The following is a 7,593-nucleotide window of genomic DNA, read 5'->3' on the forward strand; positions in this document are numbered from 1 at the left end:
CGATTACCGTTTTGAATGGGATATCGCCAATAAAGTCTCCCACGCCTTCGACAGCAACGGCGGCAAAACCACTTACTACTACGACCACCGCGGCAAGATCATCAAGGAAATCGATCCCGAAGGCGGGGTCACGCGTATGGCCTACAACAAACAAGGCCAGCTGATCGAACATATCGACCCGGAAGGCGGCGTCACCCGTTACGCTTACGACGAGCAGGGATTACTGACGCAACTGACTGACGCCACTGGCTCGACCTATAAAATCCGCTACAACCACCGCGGCCAGCCGGTGGAGATGATCAATCCCCTGGGCCACAGCTGGCGTCGCGAGTACAACGGCCAAGGGCTGCTGACCTGCGTCACCGATCCTCTCGGCAACCAGACCCGTTACGCCTACAACGAACGCGGCCTGCCGCAGACCATTACCGACGCCGCCGGCAATGAAAAAACCTTCGTCTGGAATGCGCTGGCGCAATTAGTCAGCGAGAGCGTCAACGGTCGCCGCACCGAGTACTTGCTGAACGAAGACGGCGATATCGGCGCGGTTGTGGACGCGGACCAGCGCACGACAGAATACGAATACGACTTGCTCGGCAACGTCACCCGCGTACAGCATCCGGACGGCTCCGCCGTGCAGTTGCGCTACAACGCCAACAGTCAGCTGACCCACTTTATCGACGCCGCAGGCCGCTGCACGGAATACGTGTACGACGGCCTGTCCCAGGTGCGTAAAAAGATCGATCCCAACGGACAGGTGTTTGAATACCTGTACGATAAAGAACGCAACCTGATCGGCCTGGTTAACGAGAAGGGCGAGCGCTATAAACTGGGCTACGACCGCAATGAACGCCTGATCCGGGAGATCGGCTTCGACGGGCGCATTCAGGAGTACCAGTACAACCGCGCGGGTCATTTGGTCTCTCATCTGGAAGGCGTCCACATCGACCTGCCGTCGGAACAGGCCAACACCACCCGCTTCAGCCGCGATCCCTTGGGCCGACTGCGGGAAAAACACAGTCCGGACGGCGAAGTCAGCCAGTTCCACTACGATGCGGCGGGACGGCTCACAGAGGCCAGCAACCCTCATCGACAATTGCGCTTTGCCTACAACGCCTTGGGGCAGCTAACGGAAGAGCGTCAGGACCAGCATGTCCTGCGACATGATTACGATCCTCTGGGACTGCGCACGCAAACCCAGTTAGCGGACGGAACCCGGCTTAACTTCGCCTACGATCAGCATGGCCTGTTCTGCGAAGCCCGCTACAACGACAATCTGCTGACGCAGATCACCCGCGACGCGCAGGGCCGTGAAGTCGCCCGCCAACAAGGCGCGCTGCAATCCCAGTATGAATACGACCTGATGGGCCGCCTGAGCCGCCATCGCGTCGGCCATGAAGCCAACAAGACGCAACTGATCGACCGTCGTTATCAATACGACCACCATGGCAATCTGGCGCTGATCGATGATCTGCAAAAAGGCGCGACCCGCTACCATTACGACGCCCTGGACCGTCTCAAGCAGGTGGAGAGCTACTGCAACGAGCAGTTCGACTTCGACCCGGCGGGCAATATCCTGAGCGGAGAAAGCGATAGCGCGGTGAAAAAAGGCAACCGCCTGCAATTCCATGGCGACCGCCACTTTGACTATGACGACGCCGGCAACCTGATCCGCGAACGTCGCGGCAAAGGCGGCAAACTGGAAACCCGCTACGTCTACAACAAGCAGAACCAGCTGATTGCGGTGGAGAAAGACGGCCAGCGCATCGAATATCGTTACGACGCCCTGGGGCGCCGCATCTCAAAACAGGACGCCTTCGGCCAGACGGAATTCCTGTGGAACGGCGACGTGCTGTTGTCCGAACAACGCCAGCACCTGCGCAAAGTCTACGTCTACGAACCTGACTCATTCCGCCCGCTGGCGTTCATTCAGGACGAAAAAGTCTACCACTACCACCTGGACCACCTGGGCACGCCCCAGGAAATGACCGACGCCGAAGGAACCCTGGTCTGGTCCGCCCGCTACAAAGCCTATGGAGCCCTGGCCCTGCAAGACGTAGAAAGCGTCCACAACCCGCTACGCTTCCAAGGGCAATACTACGACGAAGAAACCGGCTTCCATTACAACCGCCACCGGTACTATGATCCCCAGAGCGGCCGCTTCATCAACCAAGACCCCGTCGGCCTCCTGGGCGGCGCCAATGCATACCAATATGCGCCGAATCCGGTGGGATGGGTTGACCCGTTTGGGTTGACGGCGAAGAAGGAAGATCCGGCTCGGCAAGCTAAGGCTATTGCTGCTTCAAACATAGCAGTGGGGCAATTTGACGATGTTATTGCATTAGGTCTCCAGGGGAAAAATAGTAAAGGAACGCTGTTACCCAAGCACGAGGCGAGGGATGTCAAATTTGAGGCAGAAGTAGCTCAAGCACTACGCGATCACTTGGTATCGTTTAGGCGAGAAGTTCCACACCCTACTGAAGCGCGTAATATTGGCGAAATTGATATCGAAACACCGAACTTCATTATTGAAGCTACTATGGGCAGGGCGAGCAAAGCTGATCAGGTTGGAACGAGGTTAACTAACTCAATCGTTAACCCTCAAAATAAGCCAATAGTCGTTATCGCTCCTAGATTAAAAAATAATACGAAGATCCAAAACACAATTGATGCAGGGGCATCTGCGGTGGTTCATTCTATTGATGAACTATTAGAGTATTTAGCAAAAAATGGAGGACCATGATGTCCACCTCGATTTATTTGGTTAGTAGCGATAAAATTTACCCCGAAGATGCACTGGCTTTTTTAGCAGACTTGAATGCTGTCAATATTGATAAAGAAAGGGTTAGTGGTTTGATTGCTGAGGGAGACGCTAGTATCTGGGTTAAATTCTTAGGAGCGTCAGTGCTTGAAGAGAGTGACGAGGAAGAGCTTGAAACTTGGTCGAATTACTTAGGTAAAAATGCATGCTCATTTTTTGAACTAACAATAGGTAAAGGCGAAGGAGGTATGCAGCTTGCAGTAAAAGTGGCAAGAGAGAGCATGCAGCGATGGATAGTGGTAGTGGATGATCTTTATGACTTTGTTTATTGCGAAGAAAATTTAGATGAGATATTAAATCCATGATTTCAATTTTTGGGAAGTATGTGAGTTTTTGGCCATTATAAATAGGTGGCAATCTACTTGGCGCACAAAAAAATATTAGCGAAATTGCTAAAGGCGTAACTCTATGAAGACTCCTCACAATTAATCAAATGGTCATAAATCATGTGGCAGCCATTAAAAACAAATTTATAATAATACACATTTAGGAATGAGAGGGTGAAGTCGGAATTCTTACATTTAAAGGCTAATATCTTGCATATGGATAGAGATTTAAACTCCAACATTTATATTTTTAATGGTGAATATTTTGTCGGCACTATAATGAAGGCGCAAGATATATTGGATAGGTTGGGTGTAAGAATAGATGAAAAAAGCACTTTATTTTTATACGATCCCGAAATGGAGGAAGGTTTTTATATTGAAAGCGCCATAAGTATTGATAATATTATAGATAGATTTAACACTTGGCCTCAGCTTGGATGTGTAGGTCTTAGATATAAGAACGGGAGCATAGATGTCTCCTACCTAAAAGAACCAAAAGAAACATTTTTGAGATGTGTGCAAGTGTCATTTTCAGAAAATATTTATACACAAAACAATGAGATTTCGTTTGTTGTGAAAACCATAGTCGCCCTCCATGAGGGGTTGAACGCCTTTCGAACAATTTCTGACATCGAAGAGCAGGCTTTGAGTCATGATAATGTGACTACTTCTAATAAAATGTATTGGCTGGATGTAATGTCAAGAGAAATGAGGGACGAATGTGGCTTTATCCCTTCAGGAAGGGGGCACGAGCTAGAAAGTGGCAGTTTTGCCTTTGTAGTCGACAAAAATTATATGCCTAAAATAGCCACAGTAGAATCGCTGAGGTTGTAAAATAGCTGTCTCTCCAAAAAATACTTTCCAACTAGCATTGCGCCTTTTACTCTGGTACTCGGTTTCGGAGAAAGTCATCTTTTCCACGGAAAGTCTTCCTGCTGAGTTAGGCTGCCGTATTATGACTGACTCTTGGAGTTACCCAGCGGTTTCCTAGGTTCAAGACAGAAACACAAAAACCTGAAAACATAAAGCAAGAAATACTCGGCTAGGTAAATGTGTTGAGGCTTTCAACAGTTGTGATGTCCCTATTAATAGGACAAAAATCATTAAAGGTAATACAGGAAAGGGCTCATGATTACCGATTGGCTGACATATATAACTCGCTTTGATTCTGCTTTTAGGGAACACATCAAAGGGGTGTCATCAAGTCGTATCCTTCACCTTGAGAGACTTCTCGGTTGTGAGCTTCCCGGTGAATACAAAGACTTTCTTAATCTGCTAGGTGATGACAGCTATAATTTGGACTTAATCTATAATGGAACAACAAACCTAGAGGATATTATCGACTTTTACGAGCAACCCATCGAGCCTGGGGACGAAGATCTATTTTCAGATTATTTTGTTATTGGCCTTGGCCCCCCTCCAACGGAGATGCTTTTGATAGATAGAAATAAAAGCCCCGGATCTATAATACTGGGCGAGCCTCCTGGAATAATTCCGCACGCATGCTCATTAGGAAATTTTTTGTACCACAAAGTTTTTGCTCGGTTTGAGGTAGGCAGTAAAAAATTTAGATCGGCATTAATATCACAGATGGCTATTAAACAAGAGATGTTAATAAGCTGGGCTAACTCTGAAAACCTTTATGTAGAAATTTTTTCAGACAAAAAGAATGTCTGCGTGACTAAAAGAAATACAGCCGTATTGCTGGGGACTCCTCCTTCTCAATCAACACATAAAACATGGGTTCTCATCGGGTCAGATGATCGTAACCATATTAAATATCTTGAGGAGTCACTTGCGCAGTCGTTTGAATTAAGAATGGACCAATCAGGCTAGGTATAAGATATTTTTAGATAAAACATATCGGGTGTCCTAAATGTGGAAATTGGCACTGCGGCATCTCTAGAGAAAAAATAAATTTAAAACATTAAATCTGCCGCCGTTTCTATCAACTCAGAATGGATGTAATTCTTCAGTTTACCTTGGGCGCTTTCAGGTGAGAAATTTACAAAAGAAGATCTGGATGAATTATGACATATAGTGCAGGTGAGTTTGTTAGTCGGTGGGAGACTGAAAAAGGGATTTTATACTTAAATCTTATTTTACAAAATTGTAAAAGTGAAGATAAGCTAAGGGAGCTTGCCAGAAGCTTCTTTGGGTTTAATGAGGACTATATTGACTTAAGAGGAGTCGCCTTTTCTAACGTTGAGATTAATGGTGCAGACCTTTCGTACTGTGATCTGGAGTTTAGCCAGTTTAACAATGTTAGGATAATAGGTGGTGAGTTTGACTGTAGTAACTTGAGAGAGGCTTTTTTTAAAAAGTCAGAGTTCACAAGCTGCCGTTTCATAAGTGCAATTTGCGATGATTCCTTTGTGGAAGATTGCACATTTAGAAATACATCTCTAAATGGGACTTCATTTGTTAACTCAAGGATTAAGGGTTTGACTATTGAAAATGGTGATTTAATGCGGACAAACTTTACTGGGTCGAGTCTAAGTGGTATCAAAGTCAATGGTAAAGTTTGGTTAAAATCTTCAATTTTGCCAGAATCAATTAGACCTATATTAGAAGAGCAAATTGAGAGCGACGCCTACTTGTACCGTGTTAAGTGGGTATAGTTACAGCGATAAAATATTGCCAGTTGGGAGCAAGGTCGGCGAACAAAAAAAGCTTGTATTAAAATATGTAACGGACTCAAGTTTAAATGAAAAATATGGTGATGTTTAAATTAGTAAAGATATGAATAATGAGGATGCAATACGGTATGTCGAGAATGGGAAGCAGATTGGAGTTCAAAAGTTTTATAATGAAAACAAAAGTGAACTTATTGTCACGGCTGCCATACAGAAGCATGCAGGATCGTATAAAGCATTTTTGAGTGAGCTTGAGTACCTTCCAGAGAAAAGCTTTTTTGACGATGGCGGCGGAGATAATTATAGGATTTTTGAGTGTAAGATATTCTCAAGCTTAAGTGATGCACTGTTATTCATAAAAGAAAAGTCAGGTATATCTTTGGAGGAGTTATCTCCTAGAAAAGGAAAGCCTTATTTTTGCATATCCATTTTTTACTAGGGAACCTCTGAATAACTCATAGTTAAATCGGTTGAATCGAAAAGGACAGTTCAGAAATGCTCTCCTACCTCTTTAATATCGCATCAATTTTAAAGGCAATGTTGTTCTAGTCAGCCTGGCATAAATCAGAAATGCATACGAAAAAATTCAAAAAAATAGCACGTCACCTAAAAAATAAAAGAAGCGTGGCCTACTCGGAAAGGATGCATTATTCGCCATCATCACCACCAATTTCAAAAGTCATAATAATTTCAAAAAAGAATAATATTTACATGGTTGATGTCATGTTGATGGATCTGTCGCTTGGCTATGACTCAGATGAAGTAATTTCTGAGTCCACAGCATCATTTTCTTCTTTAGAGGATGTGTCGAGTTTTATTGAAGAGAATCACTCGATTACATTGAACTCTTTTGGTGTTTAAAAAATACACTGTCCAAACTGGATGGGAATGCAAAGATGATTGAAGATGAACTGTCAGAAAGGATAGAGCTATCACTATCATACTTGGCTCGCTGCTGGCGTAGCGCCAATATAAGTGGAGATGAAGAGGAAAAGAAGATAATTCAAGAACAATATCATGACTTATTTTCCTTCCTGGTAAAATGGGGTTGGCAAGGCTACTTAGATCCAGACTCTCAGTTGCCTGAAGAATATATGCCGAAGGAGTTTTTGGAAAACGACAGGTATGGATGAAATGCCGGAGTAATGTGTGTAATAGCCGATATAGGCTGCTAGCATACATCCAGGGCGAGAAGGCCTCCCGTTACTACTTTGATCACGAGCGCACGGCAAGGAAATGACTGTTACCGAAGAAATCCAAGTCTGGTTTGCTCACTGTAAAGTTGTCAATGCCACAAATGAATGATGAAGATATTGATATTTCAAATATTCTAGATGCCATAATTGAAGGTCGTATTAAGCGAGATGAAGCCGAAGGCGTTATTGAAAAATTAATATTTAATGGTGGTGGATCTAGTTTAAGTGCGCTTGGTCAAGCGGCTTTGGATGTAATAAGGTACATCAACTATCCTGAGCTGATAATTGAAGGGTGTGCTTCGCTGAGCTACTTATTTAGAGAGCTGGACTTAATAGAGTGGTCTCAAGCACTAAGGATGAAAGAGCTTTACAAGAAAACTAATATTACTTGCTTAAGCCAGATACGGATGCATCAAGTAGTACGTCAGAACTACAAAAAAGTAGACCTTGGAGAAAGCCGCATAGATGTGATCCTACCCACCAATGATAGACACCCTGTTAAGCGAGTACACTACGCTACAGAGGTGAACTATGACCAAACAGAAAACATCAAACTCCAAATCTCGCCAACGTTATTCCGACGAGTACAAGGCGGAAGCCCTGGCGCTAGTTCAACG

The 7,593-nt window shown here is 44.8% G+C and carries 9 protein-coding genes; all 9 read left to right on the top strand.

Features of this window, described 5'->3' with window-relative positions:
• Nucleotides 1-2,740, top strand: a 2,740-nt coding sequence (locus KP814_RS31635; protein WP_253938787.1) for an RHS repeat protein, incomplete at its 5' end; no start/stop codon positions are given.
• Nucleotides 2,740-3,123 carry a hypothetical protein gene (locus tag KP814_RS31640; RefSeq protein ID WP_216740524.1) on the top strand — a complete coding sequence of 128 codons (384 nt, stop codon included), beginning with the start codon at nt 2,740-2,742 and terminating at the stop codon, nt 3,121-3,123. The genes KP814_RS31635 and KP814_RS31640, both read left to right, overlap by 1 nt.
• Nucleotides 3,124-3,360: 237 nt before the next feature.
• Nucleotides 3,361-3,978: a hypothetical protein gene (locus KP814_RS31645; RefSeq protein ID WP_216740525.1), complete on the top strand. Its 618-nt coding sequence runs from the start codon at nt 3,361-3,363 to the stop codon at nt 3,976-3,978.
• A gap of 294 nt (nt 3,979-4,272) precedes the next feature.
• Complete coding sequence (locus tag KP814_RS31650; protein WP_216740526.1) at nt 4,273-4,980, top strand: SMI1/KNR4 family protein; 708 nt, start codon at nt 4,273-4,275, stop codon at nt 4,978-4,980.
• Nucleotides 4,981-5,174: 194 nt separating this feature from the next.
• The gene (locus KP814_RS31655; protein ID WP_216740527.1) at nt 5,175-5,765 is read left to right on the top strand and encodes a pentapeptide repeat-containing protein; all 591 of its coding nucleotides are present in this window, start codon (nt 5,175-5,177) and stop codon (nt 5,763-5,765) included.
• Between the two features lie 121 nt (nt 5,766-5,886).
• Nucleotides 5,887-6,219 carry a hypothetical protein gene (locus KP814_RS31660; protein ID WP_216740528.1) on the top strand — a complete coding sequence of 111 codons (333 nt, stop codon included), beginning with the start codon at nt 5,887-5,889 and terminating at the stop codon, nt 6,217-6,219.
• Between the two features lie 131 nt (nt 6,220-6,350).
• Entirely contained in the window at nt 6,351-6,641 is a 291-nt protein-coding gene (locus KP814_RS31665) for a hypothetical protein (protein ID WP_216740529.1), read from the top strand.
• Between the two features lie 35 nt (nt 6,642-6,676).
• On the top strand, nt 6,677-6,913 hold the full coding sequence (locus KP814_RS31670; protein WP_216740530.1) for a hypothetical protein: 237 nt from the start codon (nt 6,677-6,679) through the stop codon (nt 6,911-6,913).
• 164 nt (nt 6,914-7,077) lie between these two features.
• Nucleotides 7,078-7,593: hypothetical protein (locus KP814_RS31675; protein ID WP_216740531.1), on the top strand; the 516-nt coding region annotated here is incomplete at its 3' end.

This window comes from Hahella sp. HN01 (assembly GCF_018986435.1).
Lineage (GTDB): Bacteria > Pseudomonadota > Gammaproteobacteria > Pseudomonadales > Oleiphilaceae > Hahella.